The 15,911-nt window shown below is 68.4% G+C and carries 11 protein-coding genes; 7 read left to right on the top strand and 4 right to left on the bottom strand.

Features of this window, described 5'->3' with window-relative positions; translation table 11 throughout:
• Nucleotides 1–40: 40 nt before the first annotated feature.
• The 3 genes from AW272_RS38590 to AW272_RS38580 all read right to left on the bottom strand — a co-directional run bounded on the left by AW272_RS38590 (nucleotide 41) and on the right by AW272_RS38580 (nucleotide 8,254).
• Nucleotides 41–5,737, bottom strand: a complete 5,697-nt coding sequence (locus AW272_RS38590; protein WP_169807722.1) for a ThuA domain-containing protein — start codon at nucleotides 5,735–5,737, stop codon at nucleotides 41–43.
• A 217-nt stretch (nucleotides 5,738–5,954) separates the two neighbouring features.
• Nucleotides 5,955–7,232 carry an ROK family transcriptional regulator gene (locus AW272_RS38585; protein WP_245657944.1) on the bottom strand — a complete coding sequence of 426 codons (1,278 nt, stop codon included), beginning with the start codon at nucleotides 7,230–7,232 and terminating at the stop codon, nucleotides 5,955–5,957.
• Nucleotides 7,233–7,429: 197 nt separating this feature from the next.
• Entirely contained in the window at nucleotides 7,430–8,254 is an 825-nt protein-coding gene (locus tag AW272_RS38580) for a helix-turn-helix transcriptional regulator (protein WP_066375788.1), read from the bottom strand.
• Between the two features lie 96 nt (nucleotides 8,255–8,350).
• On the opposite strand from AW272_RS38580, the gene AW272_RS38575 reads away from it, so the two are divergent.
• The 7 genes from AW272_RS38575 (at nucleotide 8,351) to AW272_RS38545 (ending at nucleotide 15,508) form a co-directional block, all read left to right on the top strand.
• On the top strand, nucleotides 8,351–9,706 hold the full coding sequence (locus tag AW272_RS38575) for an aldehyde dehydrogenase family protein (RefSeq protein ID WP_245657943.1): 1,356 nt from the start codon (nucleotides 8,351–8,353) through the stop codon (nucleotides 9,704–9,706).
• Nucleotides 9,707–9,739: 33 nt separating this feature from the next.
• On the top strand, nucleotides 9,740–10,144 hold the full coding sequence (locus tag AW272_RS38570; protein WP_083959137.1) for a MerR family transcriptional regulator: 405 nt from the start codon (nucleotides 9,740–9,742) through the stop codon (nucleotides 10,142–10,144).
• Nucleotides 10,141–11,115 (top strand): aldo/keto reductase, encoded by a 975-nt coding sequence (locus tag AW272_RS38565; RefSeq protein ID WP_066375786.1) that lies wholly within the window; start codon nucleotides 10,141–10,143, stop codon nucleotides 11,113–11,115. Before AW272_RS38570 ends, AW272_RS38565 begins: the two co-directional genes overlap by 4 nt.
• Before the next feature lie 69 nt (nucleotides 11,116–11,184).
• Nucleotides 11,185–12,012 carry a helix-turn-helix transcriptional regulator gene (locus tag AW272_RS38560; RefSeq protein ID WP_066375785.1) on the top strand — a complete coding sequence of 276 codons (828 nt, stop codon included), beginning with the start codon at nucleotides 11,185–11,187 and terminating at the stop codon, nucleotides 12,010–12,012.
• 52 nt (nucleotides 12,013–12,064) lie between these two features.
• Nucleotides 12,065–13,027 carry a quinone oxidoreductase family protein gene (locus AW272_RS38555; RefSeq protein WP_066375782.1) on the top strand — a complete coding sequence of 321 codons (963 nt, stop codon included), beginning with the start codon at nucleotides 12,065–12,067 and terminating at the stop codon, nucleotides 13,025–13,027.
• Between the two features lie 106 nt (nucleotides 13,028–13,133).
• Nucleotides 13,134–14,258, top strand: a complete 1,125-nt coding sequence (locus AW272_RS38550; protein ID WP_066375780.1) for a serine hydrolase domain-containing protein — start codon at nucleotides 13,134–13,136, stop codon at nucleotides 14,256–14,258.
• A 179-nt stretch (nucleotides 14,259–14,437) separates the two neighbouring features.
• On the top strand, nucleotides 14,438–15,508 hold the full coding sequence (locus AW272_RS38545) for a virulence RhuM family protein (RefSeq protein ID WP_066375778.1): 1,071 nt from the start codon (nucleotides 14,438–14,440) through the stop codon (nucleotides 15,506–15,508).
• Between the two features lie 47 nt (nucleotides 15,509–15,555).
• Here AW272_RS38545 and AW272_RS41505 read toward each other — a convergent pair.
• Nucleotides 15,556–15,911 (bottom strand): cellulose binding domain-containing protein (locus AW272_RS41505; RefSeq protein ID WP_174551892.1); only part of this gene is annotated, 356 nt, incomplete at its 5' end.

Genomic DNA, 15,911 nt, shown 5'->3' with positions numbered 1-15,911 from the left:
GCGCGGGGCACCCGTTATGGGTTGTACTGCGGTTTCCCGGTTAGACCGGGTTGCCGCCGTTCTCAACGATCAGCGCGTTGGCGTCACGGATGAGCGTGGCCTTCACGACGACGTTGGTGACATTCTTCGGGTCGTTGACCGCCTCGATGAAGCGCGTGAGCTTCTTGACGATCTTCTTCTGGTCGCGCTCGCGCTCCTTGTTCTCCGACACCATGACCTTGTTGATGTCGTCCTGCAGCTTCGCGGCGGCGGTGGCCGAAAGCTGGCCGGCTGCCTTGAAGCGGGAGATGAGGGCCGAGATCTCGTCGGTCGAGGTGACCGTCTTGAACTTGACCGAGGAGGTGAACGTGCCACCCGAGTTGGTGGTGACGGTCACGGTGAGCGTGTGCTCGCCGAGGCCCAGACGGTAGAGCTCCTGAACCGAACCGGACGTGACCGGCTGGCCGTCCAGGGTGCCGACGACCGTCTTGATGCCGGTGCCCGCGACTTCCCAGGCGATGGTGACGTCGGTGCTGTCACCGTACGAGGCGCCCTCGGACACGCCCGAGATCAGGATCGTGGGCTCCGTGGGAGTCTCCTCGATCTTGATCGTGGCGGCCTTGGCCGTCTCGACGTTGCCGGCCTTGTCGGTGGCGCGGTACTGCAGGGTGTGGTCGCCGACACCGGTGACGTTGACCGCCGCGGTGTAGGCGGTCCAGGCGCCGCCGTCGAGTGCGTACTCGATCTTGTCGACACCCGAGGTGGCGTCGGTCGCCGCGAGAGCCACCGGAACCGAGCCCTGACCCACCGGGAGGAAGTCCGCGGTGGTGACGGGAGCGGTGACGTCGAGCTTCAGCGCGAGCGACTTGGTCGCCTCGGTGTTGGCGGACTTGTCCACCGACCGGTAGTTCACGGTGTGGTTGCCGTCGCCGGCGACCGAGAACGCGGTGGTGTACGTGGTCCAGGCGCCGCCGTCGATCTGGTACTCGGTCTTGTCGACGCCGCTGCCACCCGAGTTGTCGGTGGCGGCCAGGTTGACCAGAACCGCCGAGGTGAACCAGCCGCTGGCGGCCGGAGCCGTCGGGGTGGTCGTGGCGGTGGTGGTCGGAGCGGTCGTGTCGACCACGCCGGCCTTGGTCAGCTTGAAGTAGTCGAACTTGACCGTCTTCGCAGCCTGCTGGTTGGTGCCGATGGTGTAGACACCGATCTTCGGAGAACCGACCGCCGCGTTGGTGACGGTCGCCGACATGTCGGTCCAGGTGGTGCCGTTGGTCGAGTACGAACCGGCGAAGGTGGTGCCGGTCTTCTTCAGGCGCAGCCAGACCACACCGGTGCCCGGGTTGGCGTTGGGCTGCGGGTTGGTGACCGTGCCGGCGACCTCGCTACGCAGCTCGACGCCACGCACCACGGTCGCACCGGGCGCGTTGGTGGTGAGCAGGTCGAACTTCACGTAGTTGTCGTCGTCGGTGTACACCATCAGGCCGCCCTGCTGGTACTGCTCACTCAGCGTCGAGGCGTCGACCTTCGTCTCCAGGGTCCAGTCACCCGAGGGCGCGGTCTGGAGGATGAAGTTCTTCGGACCCGAGTTGCCGGTGCCGTAGATGTCACCGGTGGTGGTGTCGAGCTCCAGGTTGCCGCCGGTCACCCGGGCGGTCGCGGAGTCGGGACGCACGATCGCGTTCCAGCGGCACGGGTCGATCGTGGTGCCGTTGAAGTCGTCGTTCGGGTCGGTCGAACCGGTGGCGGTGTCGTCCGGGGTGATGCTGAACCAGTCGAACTTGGCGTCGACAACGGTGCGCTGGCCGGTGCTCGCGAACGAGATGAGACCGATGCGCGGGTTGGTGATGCCGGCCAGCTGCTTGGTCTCGGACATCGCCGTGAAGGTGGTGCCGTCGGCCGAGTAGGAGGCGTTCAGGTTGCTGCCGTTGCTGGAGAACCTGACGTAGTACGTGTCAGGGAAGGCGTCTCCGAGGTTGGAGGTGTTGCTCGCCGTGACCTCGTTGGGCGCGCCGGCCTCTTCGCGGATGAACTGGAAGATGCGCTGCGCGTGGTCCGGGGTCGCGACTGCGGCCCGACCCTGGATGACCATCTTGGCGTAGTTGTCGTCGTCGCCGTACACGACCAGACCGGCCTGCTGGTACTGCTGGTCGGCGCGCATAGTGACCTTGGCGGTCGCGGTCCAGGCACCCGGGGGGAGGGGCTGGAGCACGATGTTGCTCACCGGCGTGGTGTTCCCGGTGTTGTAGATCTCGGTCGCCGAGGTCGGGATGACCAGCGCGCCGTCCGCCACTCGCAGGTCCTGGTTCTCACGGAGAACCGACCAGCGGTTGCGGTCGAGCGTGGTGCCCAGGAAGTCGTCCGAGCGGCCCGAGAAGCAGGTCACGTTCGGCGAGTCGACCTTGACGTTGACCGTCGCGGCGGCCGAGGAGCCCTTGGCGTCGGTCACCGTGACGGTGGCGACGTAGGTGCCCGGGGCGTTGTAGGTGTAGCTCGCGTTCGCGGTGGTGGCCTCCGCGGCGCCGGTGACGCCGAAGTTCCACTTGTACGTCAGCGGGGTGTTGCCGTCGGGGTCGGACGCGGTGGAGGTGAAGTCCACCTTCAGCGGCGCGGTGCCCGTGACGGGAGTGCCCGAGGCGGTGATCGTCGGGCGCTGGTTGTCGGTGACACCCTTGCCGACGAAGTCGACCCAGTTGAAGTTGAGCAGGTAGTCGCCGTTACCGGCGGTGGCCGGCTTGCGGACGATGAAGTACAGCGGCCCGGAGGTCGCCGGGACGTTGGTCAGCGGGACCGAGACGTCCTTGAAGGTCTGCCAGCCACCCGTGGGGGTGATGTCGACCGAACCGACCAGCGTGCCCGTGTTGGGGTTGCCGGTCTTGACCTGCACCGTGCCGCCGGGGCCGGCGGAGGAGACGCGCAGGCTCACCGAGTCGATGCCCGACAGGTTCACCGGGTTGTAGGCCCAGAAGTCACCGTCGTTGGTGAAACCGATGTTCAGGTTCCCGCCCTGCGGGTCGGTGGTCGTCTCGGTCGCGACGCCTGCGGCGTCGGTTCCGGTGCCGCCCTCGACCCGGCCGGTCTCGGTGAAGTGCTCGGCCTGCTTGCGCTTCGGCTGGAGGATGATCTCCGAACGGCCGGTCAGCGAACCGGCGCCACCCTGGCCACCCTGGTCGGCGTAGGTCGCCTCGAGGATGTAGTACAGGTTGTCGTTGATGCCGTGGCCGCTGTCGGACAGCGTCTGGATGGTGCCCGAGCAACCGGTCTTCTGGTCGAGCGGGTGACCGTGGCTGTCGTGGCCGAGGTAGGCCTGCAGCTGCACCTTGGTGCAGTCGATGGTGCCGTCCTCGGCGTCGGTGGCGGTGATGGTGTACTTCACCTGGTCACCGAACTCGAAGAACCCACCCTGCGGGGGCAGCGTGATGTTCACGACCGGGCGGGTGTTACCGACCACGATCGGGACGTTGGCGTGAGCGGCGACACCCTCGGCGTTCTTCACCGTGAGGACCGCGCTGTAGTTGCCGGACTGGGTGTAGGTGTACGACGGGTTGGCGACGGTCGAGTCGACCGTGCCGTCGTCGTTGAAGTCCCACTCCAGGGTGATGGGGTTGCCATCGGGGTCGCGCGAACCCTCGCTGGAGAAGTTGACGGTCAGCGGAGCCGGGCCGTCGGTCTTGTCAGCGGTGATCTTGGCGACCGGCGGGCGGGCGCCCTTGACGTACTCGATGCGGTAGATGCCGGAGTCGGCGTTGTCGCCGCCGAAGCCCGAGCCCCACTCGACCAGGTACATGGCACCGTCGTAACCGAACTTGATGTCCATGGGACGGATGAAGCCCATGTCACGCAGGATTCGGTTGATCTTGATCTGCTGGGTGCCGGCCTCGTTCAGCTGGAACGAGAACAGCGTGTTGTTGTTCCACTCACCGAAGATGGCCTTGCCATCCCAGTAAGCCGGCCACTTGACGGGCGAGGTCGAGGCCTCGTCGTAGCGGTAGACCGGACCGGCCATCGGCGCGCCGCCGCTGAGCTCGGGGAAGTTGTTCTGGTCGACCGCACTGGTGTACCAGATCGACGCGGCCTTGGCGGCCGGCGGGTTGGTCAGACCGGTGTTGTTCGGCGAGTCGTTGACCGGGTTGGTGCAGCTGAACGCCGAACCGGAGGTCCTGGTCGCGAAGTTGTAGTCGATGTAGGGCGTGTTGTTGCCCACACACTGCGGCCAGCCGTAGTTACCGGGGGTCGACAGCGCGTTCCACTCGACCGTGCCACGCGGGCCACGGGTGGCACTCGCGGAACCGGAGTCGGGTCCGTAGTCGGCGACCATGACGTTGCCGGTCTTCGGGTCGATGCCGATGCGGAACGGGTTACGGAAGCCCATGCCGTAGATCTCGGGCTTGGTCTTCTCGGTGCCCGGGGCGAACAGGTTGCCCGCGGGGATCGTGTAGGTGCCGTCGGCCTGCGGGGTGATGCGGAGCACCTTGCCGCTCAGGTCGTTGGTGTTGCCCGAGCTGCGCTGCGCGTCCCAGGCGGAACGGCCGCTCTGCTCGTCGATCGGCGAGAAACCGTCCGAGGCGAAGGGGTTGGTGTTGTCACCGGTGCCCAGCCACAGGTCGCCCGTCTTGTGGTCCATGAGCATGCCGCCGCCGTGGTGGCAGCACTCGGCCCGCTGGACGGGGACGTTCAGGATGACCTTCTCCGACGCGAAGTCGATGGCGTCGCCCACGATGGTGAAGCGGCTCAGCCGGTCGACGTTGCCACCGGTGGACGGCGAGTAGTACAGGTACATCCAGTTGGTGGTGGCGAAGTCCTTGTCCAGCACCATGCCGAGCAGACCCGACTCGTTCGCGGTGAAGACGTTCATCTTGCCGGCGGTGACGGTGCCACCAGACGGCTTGATGATCTTGACGTCGCCCAGGCGGTCGATGTAGAAGACCCGCCCGTCCTTGGCGATGTCGGTCATCATCGGGTTCGACGTGTTGGTGTCGAGCGCGACCTTCTCGTAGCTCCCGCTCAGGGAGGCGGAGCAGTCGGCCTTCTCGACGCCGGCGGCGGTACGGATACCACCGAGCAGCATCTTCGTGAAGTTGGCCTCGACGTAGCTCTCCTTGGTGTGACCAAGGCCGGTGTACCAGGAACGGCCACCGTCATAGTCCTGACACCAGGAGATCGGGTGGTCGATGCCCTGCGTCGAGCCGGTGTACGACTTCTGGTTCATCGACTGCAGGACGTGAACCGCGTTGCGCGGGTTGGCCTGGAAGTCGTACCACTCGTCGACGCGGGTCCACGAGGTGGACAGGTGCTTGGTCGACGGGTGGGCGAGGTCCTCGGTGACGACCGTCGCCTGCTGCGTGGCGGGGTGCGACTTGAAGTACGCGCCCACCAGCTTGCGGTACCAGTCCCAGCTGTAACCACCGTCGGAGGCGGCGTGGATGCCCACGAAGCCGCCGCCGGCCTTGATGTAGCGCTCGAAGGCGGCCTTCTGGTCCACCGTGCTCACCGGGTCGCCGGTGGTCGAGTTGAAGATGACGGCCTTGTACTGCGCCAGGTTGGCGTCAGTGAACAGGGCGCTGTCCTCGGTCACGTCGACCGCGAAGTTGTTCTCGGTGCCGAGCTTTTGAATGGCCGCGATGCCGTCCGGGATCGCGTCATGGCGGAAGCCCGTCGTCTTGGAGAAGACGAGAACCTTGAACTCCGGGTCCGCGGCCGCGTTGGCGGGAGCGGCGGAGAAGGCCAGGACGGGCATCGGGAGCATGATCGCTGCCGACATGACCGCCACGGTCCGCCGTAGGGAATTTTTACTAAAAGGCAGGATCTCGGAGAGCCTGGCCCACGTTCGAGAACGTGGTGACATAGGGGAATCCCTTTCCTGACTGGGGATGTCAGGCAAAGCGCGCGCCGCCGCGCTGGTGCCACTTGTTACATGGGGAGTGCGGTACTGCAACTGCTGGAGGGTGCCACCTCCAGGCTCTTGGGGGCCGGCGCCGTCAGTGAGGCGCCAGCCGGGGAATCGGATCAGGGATCATGGTCGGATGGTCGATGAGCCGATTGACGACCGTGCTCGCGGCGCCGCGAGAGGCGGCGCCGAAGCCCAGGTCGGAGGCGACGAACCGGCACTGGCTGGCTGATCGGGCCACGACCAGCCGTTCCAGTTCGGCCTGCGCGTAGGGCAGCAGCCATTCGGCGAGCGTGGCGAAGTAACCGCCGACGACGATGACACGCGGGTTGAACAGGTTGGCGAGGATCGAGCCGCCGAGCCCGAGCCATTTGCCCACCTGTGCCACCGCCTCCGCCATGCGGAGGTCGCCCGCTGCCAGTCCTCTGGCGATCTCGATCGCCCGCTCCTCCGGGTCGGAGGCCGGGAGAGAGGTCTCCGGAAGCGCTGCCCGCATGAGCGCGGCCAGCCCCACCTTGGTCTCCAGGCAGCCGTATCTCCCGCAACCACAGCGGGTGCCGCCAGGATCGACCGGCAGGTGGCCGACCTCGCCGGAGAAGCCGTCCGCACCGCGGAGCAGCTTTCCGTCGAGCACGATGCCGCCGCCCACGCCGACCTCGCCCGTCAGGTAGACGAGGTGAGACGTGCCGGCGGCGACACCGGAAGTGTGTTCGGCCAGGGCCGCGAGATTCGCGTCGTTGTCGACCGTGACGGGGACCCGCCACGGTCCGAGAGCCGCCGACAGCCGCGCGGCCAGGGGAAGATCGTTCCAGCCCAGGTTCGGGGCGAGGGTGACGATGCCATTCGTCACGTCGACCAGACCAGGAACCGCCACGCTCAACCCGGCGGGCGCGGCCTCGGCCGTCTTCATCGCCTCGACGGCCTCCAGAGCCACTCGGCCGAGCTGGCGAAGGGAGACGTCGGGCCCGCCGGCGATGGCGTCGAAGGCGATCCGCCGTTCGACGAGCACCCGGCCGCTGAGATCGGACCCGTGCACAGAGATGTAATCAACATTGATCTCCAAACCCAGCGCGCCGACGTGGGCGCCGTGCAACGTGACGGGCCGCCGGGGGCGGCCGATCGCGCCGGCGTGTTCGGTTCCGGTCTCCCGGACGAGCCGCCGATCGAGCAGTTCCGCCACCAGAGTGGAGACCGTGGCCCGGTGAAGGCCGGTCGCCTCCGCGATGTCCGCCCGGGACTGCGACGGGTGATCACGAAGGTGGCGCAGGACTAACGAGAGGTTGGTCTGCCGGAGCATCGGTGCGCTCGTCGGCAGGCCCGAAGTCAGGGCGGTGCCGGCCGCGTGGGTCATGCGGTGGTCGTGCGTCACGCGGGTCACCGCCTTTGATTTGTCTCTGCAATCAATTAATGAGGTTTGTAACACGCACGTGTCTGGAGCGCACGGTGTGAGCGGATAACAAGTTCACATCGACACATAAGCGCAGGTTAAAGGCTTGTGCGGCGCGTAACTGGACCGTTACAAAGCGGCGCGCCCGGCGTGGCGGGACGCGTCAACCTTTAATTTGGCTACCCGTGCAAACCAATCGATCTGAGCTTCCCGGCGGTTTCTGAGCCGGATGGGGCTGTGTAGACGAGCAGCGACTGGCTCTGATCGGGGTCGGTCAGCGTCTGGCAGTGCAGCTCGAGCAGCCCCGCCTCGGGGTGCCGGAACCGCTTCCGCGCGCACGACGGCCCGGCCACCGGATGCTCCCGCCAGAGCCCGGCGAACTCCGGGCTGCGCTCCAGCAGCGCCCGCACGATCTCCCCCGCCCGGGAGCGATCACCGTCGCGGGTGTAGATCCGGTGCAGGTCCGCGGCGAGCTCGCGGCTGTGGGTGGCGTGATCGTCGTCGGGGTGGATTCCGCGTACGGCCGGATCGGCGAACCACCGGTAGTGCAGGCTGGCCGAGAGCCCGTCGTGGGCGAGGCCGTCGCCGAGGAGTTCGCGCGCCAGCGGGGTCTGCCGCAGGGTCTCGCCGAGATCGCTGACGACGAGCGCGGCCGCGTCGTCGGGCAGGTTGTCGAAGATCCGTTCCATGCCCGGATTAACCTGCTTTGAGGGCTTTATGCGCAATGGGACGGCGTACCCGCCCAGCCGGAACAGATGGTCCCGCTCCTGGTCGGTCAGCCGCAGCGCGCGGGCGATGGCGGCCAGCATCTGCTCGGACGGCTGCGGCCCGCGCTGCTGCTCGATGCGGCTGTAGTAGTCGGTCGACATGGCCGACAGGGCCGCGACCTCCTCGCGGCGCAGCCCGCCCGTGCGGCGGCGCGACCCGCGCGGCAGGCCGACGTCCTCGGGCTGCACGGCCGCGCGCCGGGAGCGCAGGAATTCAGCGAGACGGGCCCGTTGCATGATGGCTTCAACACCGGCCTGGGCTGGGCCGATTCCTCTCAGGCACGGATTCTTCGTCCCTGGATGCGGTTCGCGGACGACGGCAGATTCGATGCCATGAGCATCAACGTCTACAACCCCGCCACCGGCGACATCGTCGGTGAGATCCCCTCAGGCACGGCGGCCGACGTCGACCGCGCCGTGGCCACCGCCCGCGCGGCCCTCCCCGGCTGGGCCGCCACCGACCCCCTGGAGCGGGCGGCCGTCGTGGGCCGCATCGGGGCCGGCATCGCCTCCCGTACCGAGGAGCTCGCCGCTCTGATCACCGCCGAGATGGGCGCCCCGATCAGCCTGTCGCGCACCGCGCAGATCCAGTTCCCGGTGGCCGTCGCCCAGTCGTTCGCCGCCCTGGCCGAGACCTTCGCCTGGACCGAGGAGCTCGGCACCTCGCTGATCGTCCGCGAGCCGATCGGCGTCGTCGGCGCCATCACACCGTGGAACTTCCCGCTCCAGCAGATCGTCTCGAAACTCGCTCCGGCGCTGGTCGCGGGCGACACGGTGGTCTGGAAGCCGTCCGAGATCGCGCCGCTCACCGCCCGCGTCCTGCTGGAGGTGGCGCTGGAGGCCGGCCTTCCGGCCGGGGTCCTCAATGTCGTGTACGGCACCGGCGAGGTCGTCGGCGAAGCCATCTCCGCCCACCCCGGCATCGACATGATCTCCTTCACCGGCTCCACCCGGGCCGGTCGCCGCATCGGCGCGGTCGCCGCCGCGACGGTCAAGCGGGTCGCGCTGGAACTGGGCGGCAAGGGCGCCAACGTGATCATCTCCGGGGCTGACCTGGACGTGGCCGTGCCGACCGGAGTGGCGATGGCCTTCACCAACGGCGGCCAGGTCTGCGGCTCGTGGCCGCGCCTGCTGGTGCCCTTCGAGCTCCAGGACGAGATCGTCGCCCGTGCGGTGGCCGTCGCCGAGGGCTACACGGTCGGTGATCCCCTGCAGGAGACGACGATGATCGGCCCGATGGCGTCGGAGGAGCACCGCGAGAAGGTGCACGGCTACATCGAGCGCGGCATCGCCGACGGCGCCCGCCTGGTCTTCGGCGGCACCGGACGGCCGTTCGAGAAGGGCGCCTACGTGCGTCCGACGATCTTCGCCGACGTCGACCCCGCGTCGGCGATCGCCCAGGACGAGATCTTCGGACCGGTCCTGACGATCATTCCGTACCGGGACCTGGACGAGGCCGTCACCATCGCCAACGGCACCGCCTACGGCCTGACGAGCGGCGTCTTCGGCCCTGACGAGCCCGCACGGGCGGTGGCCCGGCGGATCCGGGCCGGCCAGGTCGACGTCAACGGCGGCCACTGGAACCCGCTCGCCCCCTTCGGCGGTTACGGCCAATCGGGCAACGGCCGCGAGTTCGGCCGCTACGGATTGGAGGAGTTCCTGGAGGTCAAGTCGATCCAGCTGGGTTGACCTGTAGCGCGCTACAGGTGGCAGTGTGAAGACATGAGCGAGGTGCTGTTGCCCCAGGTCAGCGTGGAGATCCCGCCCGATGGCCTGTCGATCGGCCAGGCGTCCGAGGCGACCGGAGTCGGCGTCGAGGCCCTGCGCTACTACGAACGAGAAGGCCTCCTCCTGGACCCGGCGCCCCGCGACGCGAGCGGGCGCCGGCGCTACCGGGAGCGCGACCTGGCGTGGATAGCGGGCCTCGTCATGCTCCGCGAGACGGGCATGTCCATCGCCGACATCCGGGTGATGGCCGACCTCAGCCGACGCGAGGGCACCGAGGCCGGACGCCTGGAGGTGCTGACCCGGCACCGCGAACGGGTCATCGCCGAGATGCGGCGCACCCAGCGTCACCTGGCGGCGATCGAGCAGAAGATCGCCCACTACAGAAAGTCACTCCAGTGAAGAACGTCAACCTCGGACGGCACGGTTTCCAGATCTCCCCGCAGGGTCTGGGCGCCATGGGAATGAGCGCCTTCTACGGCACCACCGACGAGACCGAGGCCGTGGCCACCCTCAACCGGGCCGTCGACCTCGGGGTCACCCACATCGACACGGCGGAGGCCTACGGTCCGTACGAGAACGAGAAGCTCATCGCCCGCGCGCTGGGCACCCGCCGCGACGAGTTCACCATCGCCACGAAGTTCGGCCTCGACTTCGACAACGGCGCGGCGATGGACGGCGGGCCGGAGCACGTCCGCCGGGCCGCCGACAGGTCGCTGCGGCACCTCGACGTCGACGTGATCGACCTCTACTACCTGCACCGGGTCGACCCGGCGGTCCCCATCGAGGAGACCGTCGGCGCGATGGCCGAGCTGGTCACGGCGGGCAAGGTGCGCTACCTGGGCCTGTCGGAGGCCGGCCCGGCGACGATCCGCCGGGCGCACGCCGTCCACCCCATCACGGCCGTGCAGTCGGAGCTGTCGCTGTTCGCCCAGGACCTCCTGGTCAACGGCGTGAAGGAGACCCTCGACGAGCTGGGCATCGGCCTGGTGGCCTTCTCTCCCATCGGCCGGGGCCTGCTGACCGGCGCGATCCGCAGCACCGACGACCTCGACCCCGGCGACGCCCGCCGCGGCCTCCCCTGGTTCGAGCCCGGGACCATCGAGGCCAACCGGCCGCTCGTCGACCGGATCGGCGCCGTCGCCGCGGCCCGGGGCGCGACCCCGGCGCAGATCGCCCTCGCCTGGGTCGCCGCGCAGGGCGCGGTCGCCATCCCCGGCACGAAGCGGCGCCGCTACCTGGAGGAGAACGCCGCGGCCATGGAGATCACCCTCACCGGCGAGGAGCTCGCCCGGCTCGCCGAAGCCGTGCCGCCCGGAGCCGTCACCGGCGCCAGGGACACACCCCACGGCCTGGCCATGAACAACCTGTAATCCCCGGGGGGCTCCACCAGTACCTGTCTCACCGGTCCGTCGCAGGATCGGCATGCATAGCCTGAACTCATGGCTGTGGGTGAGTTCCTCCGAGCCCGCCGCGCCCGGATCTCCCCGGACGCGGTCGGGCTCCCTCTCGATGTACGGCCGCGCCGGGTGCCGGGGCTGCGCCGCGAAGAGGTCGCGTCGCTCGCGGGGGTGAGCGTCGACTACTACGTCAAGCTGGAGCGCGGCCACACCCGAGGCGTCTCCCGCTCGGTGTGGGAGGCGCTGGCCCGCGCCCTGCGGCTCGACGAGACCGAGCGCGCCCACCTCTACGACCTGATCGCCGCCGAGACCGGCCAGATCCTGCGCCGCGAGCCCCTGCCGAGGCAGCGGGTCAGCCCGAGACTGCTGAACCTGGTCAACTCACTCGATCAGGTCCCCGCGATGGTGCAGGGCCGGTGCATGGACGTGCTGGCCGCCAATGACCTCTTCAAGGCCCTGTACGTCGGCTTCACCGGCCGCAACATGGCCCGCTTCATCCTGCTCGACCCGGCCGCGAAGGCCCTCTACCCCGACTGGCCCCAGGTCGCCCGCAGCGTCGTCGCCATCCTGCGCCTCTACGCCGGATCCCATCTCGACGACCCCGGGCTCACCACGCTGATCGAGGACCTCTCGCGGGGCAGCGACCTGTTCCGCCAGGTGTGGGGCGAGCACAGCGTCGACCGACACGCCGACGGCAGGAAGCGCTTCCGCCACCCCGTCGTCGGCGAGCTGACCCTGAACTACGAGACGTTCCTCGCGGCCGGCGACCCGGAACAGTCGGTCGTGCTGTTCCACGCCGACCCGGGCTCGCCGTCGGCCGACGCGCTACGGCTGCTCGGCTCCTGGCACGCCTCGACCACCAAGGCCTGATTCCCCTTCGCCCCGGGCTGTCTTCGGCATGCCCTTTTCCGGAGAGATCATCATGAGAAGCATCCGCGTGACCCGCTACGGCGGCCCTGAAGTGCTCGACCTGGTCGACCTGCCCGACCCCGTGCCGGGCCCCGGCCAGGTGGCCATCGACGTGACGCACGCCGCCGTCGGCCTCATCGACGTGCTGATCCGGCGCGGCGACCTCGCCGCCTACGACATGCCGATGGAGCCGCCGTACACCCCCGGGATCGAGGTGGCGGGCACGGTACGCGCCGTCGGCGCGGACGTGACCGCGCTGGCCCCGGGCGACCGCGTCGCGACCCTGTCGATCGCCTCCGGCGGCGGCTACGCCGAGGTGATGATCGCCCCCGCGGCGGCCACCTTCCGCCTCCCGGACGGCGTCGACCCCGTCCAGGCGGTCGCGGCGCTCCCCAACGCGACCACCGCAGTGCTGGCCCTGACCAGGGCCATCGCGTTGCCGGAGGGTGCCCGGGTGCTGGTACTCGGCGCGACCGGCGCGCTGGCCTCGGTCTTCCCCGCCATCGCCCGCCGCCTCGGCGCGGCCGAGGTCGTCGGAACCGTGCGATCCGCCGGCCGGATCGTCGAGGCCGAGCGGCTCGGCTTCGACCGGGGAGCGCTCTTCGACTCGCTGGACGGCGAGGAGTTCGACGTCATCGTCGACCCGGTCGGCGGGGCCCTCCGGGGGAAGGCGATGAGCCTGCTCGCCGACATGGGCCGCCTGATCGCGGTGGGCGGCGCCGACAGCTCGGGCCACTCCGTCGACACCAACGAGCTGTGGTTCGGCAACCGGGGCGTGGTCGGCTTCGCCGTCGGCAACTTCCTCGTCAGGACCCCGGCCCTGGCCGCCCCGGCCGCCGCCGAGGCGCTGGCGGCGCTCGCCGGCGGCTCGATCAAGCTGGACGTCTCCACCTACCCCCTCGCGGAGGCCTCCGACGCCCACACGCGGTTGGAGGCCGGCGGCGTCTCGGGGCGCCTGATCCTGACTCCGAGGTAGGGCCACCGGTACCAAGGACCTTCCAGGACGCGGGATCGATGCGAGGGGGTATCGAGCGAAAGGCTGGATATGTCCGCACAACGACGATCCAGCAGGGAGCAACCTGATGTCATCTCTCTCGAAGGGCGCCGTGGCCGTGGTGACCGCGTTCACCCTGACCGCGGCCACCACCGCCGCCGCGTCAGCCGCGCCGAAGCAGGACACCGTCCAGCGTGAACTCGACACCCTCGTCGGCGCCGACTTCCCCGGCGCCCTCGCCTCGGCGCAGGGCCGCGACGGGAAGGTCCGTAACTACGTCGCCGGAGTAGGCGACCTCAAGACCGGCGCGAAGGTCCCGGTCGACGGCCGGGTCCGCATCGGCAGCAACACCAAGCCCTACGTCGCGGTCGTCGTCATGCAGCTCGTCGGCGAGAGCAGAATCGACCTGGACGCGACGGTCGAGACCTACCTGCCGGGCCTGATCCGCCGCAACGGCAACGACGGCCGGAAGATCACCGTCCGTCAGCTCCTCAACCACACGAGCGGCCTGCCCAACTACACCCGCTGGATCAAGCCGATCACCGAATTACGCGACGTCTACCTGAGCCCCCGCGACCTGCTCGACCTCGGCCTGAGCCACAAGCGGGCCTTCGCCCCCGGCGAGAAGTGGGAGTACAGCAACACCGGCTACGTCGTGCTGGGCCTGCTCGTGGAGAAGGTGACCGGAAGGCCCATCCACGAGGAGGTCACCAACCGGATCATCAAGCCCCTCGGCCTTCACGACACCTACTGGCCCGGCCTGGGCGAGCGAGGCATCCGGGGCAGGCACCCGCGCGGCTACCACTTCGCCAAGCCCGGCGCCGACCCGATCGACGTCACCTCACTCGACCCGTCGTGGGGCTGGGCCGCCGGACAGCTCATCGCCACCCCGAGCGACCTGAACCGCTTCTACCGCGCCCTGCTCGACGGCGCACTGGTCAAGCCCGCCCAGCTGACCGAGATGAAGAAGACGGTCAAGCCGGAGGGCTTCGTCCCCGGCTGGACGTACGGCCTCGGCATCGTCAAGATCCCCCTGAGCTGCGGCGGGACCGCATGGGGCCACGGCGGCGACATCGACGGCTACGAAACCCGCAACGGCGCCACCGAAGACGGCCGAGCCGTGACCCTCGCGGTCACCGCCCTCCCCACCAGCGAGAAAGCGGTCATGCGCCCCATCGAGGCCTTGGACCGCACGATCTGCGCCCAGAACTGACCCACGAACGGAAGGACCCCGGCCTACGTGGGCCGGGGTCCTCCGTCGTTCACGTCAGATCGCATGCGAAGACGAATACAGGACAAAGCTAGCTAAACTTAGAATCCTGTGGATCACAGTGATACCGAATGAGGCGAAAGCCGAGCCCGAGGTACAGATAGTTTGGTAGAGGATGTCGCATGGAAAACAGCAGCGGTGATTTTATCCTCTATAAGACCGAAGACGGCCGCGCTCAAATTCAGCTCCGCGCCACCAACGGCACGGTCTGGCTGACACAGGCGCAGATGGCCGAACTCTTCGACACCAGTGTGCCCAATGTCAATCAGCGGATTGCCCATATTCTTGATGACGGCGAACTCACCGAGGCAAGTACTAATTCTCAGTTAATAGTTCGCCAGGAGGGCCCCCGAGAAGTGCGCCGTGAGGTGCGGATCTACAACCTCGACATGGTCCTCGCCGTCGGATATCGGGTCCGGTCACCGCGCGGAGTTCAGTTCCGGCAGTGGGCGACCACCACCCTCCGCGAATATCTCGTCAAGGGATTCGTCCTCAACGACGAACGTCTCAAGGATCCCGGCGGCTTCGACTACTTCGACGAACTACTGGAGCGGATCCGCGACATCCGCGCTTCCGAAAAGCGGTTCTACCAGAAGGTCCGCGATCTGTTCGCGGCGACCAGCGCCGACTACGACAAGACCTCTGATCTGGCCCGAACGTTCTTCGCCGGCATTCAGAACAAGCTCGTTCACGCCGTCACCGGACACACCGCCGCCGAGCTGATCGTCGCGCGGGCCGACGCGGGCAAGCCCAACATGGGGCTCACCACGTGGAAAGGCGATCGGGTCCGCAAACAGGACGTGACGGTGTCGAAGAACTACCTGTCTTCCGACGAGATCACCACGCTGAACATGCTGACCACCCAGTTCCTCGATTTCGCGGAACTACGGGCCCGCCGCAGGCGGCAGATCACCATGGCCGAGTGGGTGACCGCCACCGACCAGTTCATCGCCGTCAACGACATGGACGTGCTGTCAGGCGCCGGCCGGGTCTCCAGCGACGAGGCCGTCACGGTCGCCGGTGACCGGTTCACCGACTTCGACACTCAGCGGCGGGCGCTGGAGGCGGCGCGGGCGGAAGCGGCGGCCGAAGAGGAGATTCGCGAGCTCCTCGCCGAACAGAATCCCGATCTGCTGACCGAGCTCGAACAGGCCGAACACGACCTCGACCGGCACCGCCCCACCCAGGAGTAAGGGTGCTCCCGCCCACCACGATGGGCGGGCGGGAGCACCTCAGACCGTCAGACCGCCGTGCAGGTCAGGGTCGGTGCGGTGCCCGCGGTGCCGGACGCCAGGAGGCCGAATGTGGCCGAGCCGCCAGGGGACAGCGAGCCGTTGTAGTTCACGTTCTTGGCCGTCACGGCGCCGCCGCTGCTGGTCAGCGTCGTGCTCCACGACGAGTTGACCGTCTGGCCGCCGGTGTACGTCCAGTTCACCGTCCACCCGCTGATCGCCTGTGATCCGGGCACGACCCTCACGTCAGCCTGGAAGCCGCCGCTCCACTGCGACGCGATCGAGTACGTCGCCGTGCAGGACCGAGCACCGGACGTGGGCGTCGGAGTCGGGGTGGGAGTGGGCGTGGGGGTCGGGGTGGGAG

The sequence above is a fragment of the Herbidospora mongoliensis genome (assembly GCF_001570545.1).
Classification (GTDB): Bacteria; Actinomycetota; Actinomycetes; order Streptosporangiales; family Streptosporangiaceae; genus Herbidospora; species Herbidospora mongoliensis.
The sequence above is the reverse complement of the archived record's forward strand: the minus strand, read 5'-3'. Positions and strand labels throughout refer to the sequence as shown.

What these genes read in the sequence shown, in the direction of transcription:
- AW272_RS38590 (WP_169807722.1), bottom strand. Translation starts at nt 5,737, where the DNA reads ATGTCGGCAGCGATCATGCTCCCGATGCCCGTCCTGGCCTTCTCCGCC.
- AW272_RS38580 (WP_066375788.1), bottom strand. Translation starts at nt 8,254, where the DNA reads ATGCAACGGGCCCGTCTCGCTGAATTCCTGCGCTCCCGGCGCGCGGCC.
- AW272_RS38575 (WP_245657943.1), top strand. Translation starts at nt 8,351, where the DNA reads ATGAGCATCAACGTCTACAACCCCGCCACCGGCGACATCGTCGGTGAG.
- AW272_RS38570 (WP_083959137.1), top strand. Translation starts at nt 9,740, where the DNA reads ATGAGCGAGGTGCTGTTGCCCCAGGTCAGCGTGGAGATCCCGCCCGAT.
- AW272_RS38560 (WP_066375785.1), top strand. Translation starts at nt 11,185, where the DNA reads ATGGCTGTGGGTGAGTTCCTCCGAGCCCGCCGCGCCCGGATCTCCCCG.
- AW272_RS38555 (WP_066375782.1), top strand. Translation starts at nt 12,065, where the DNA reads ATGAGAAGCATCCGCGTGACCCGCTACGGCGGCCCTGAAGTGCTCGAC.
- AW272_RS38550 (WP_066375780.1), top strand. Translation starts at nt 13,134, where the DNA reads ATGTCATCTCTCTCGAAGGGCGCCGTGGCCGTGGTGACCGCGTTCACC.
- AW272_RS38545 (WP_066375778.1), top strand. Translation starts at nt 14,438, where the DNA reads ATGGAAAACAGCAGCGGTGATTTTATCCTCTATAAGACCGAAGACGGC.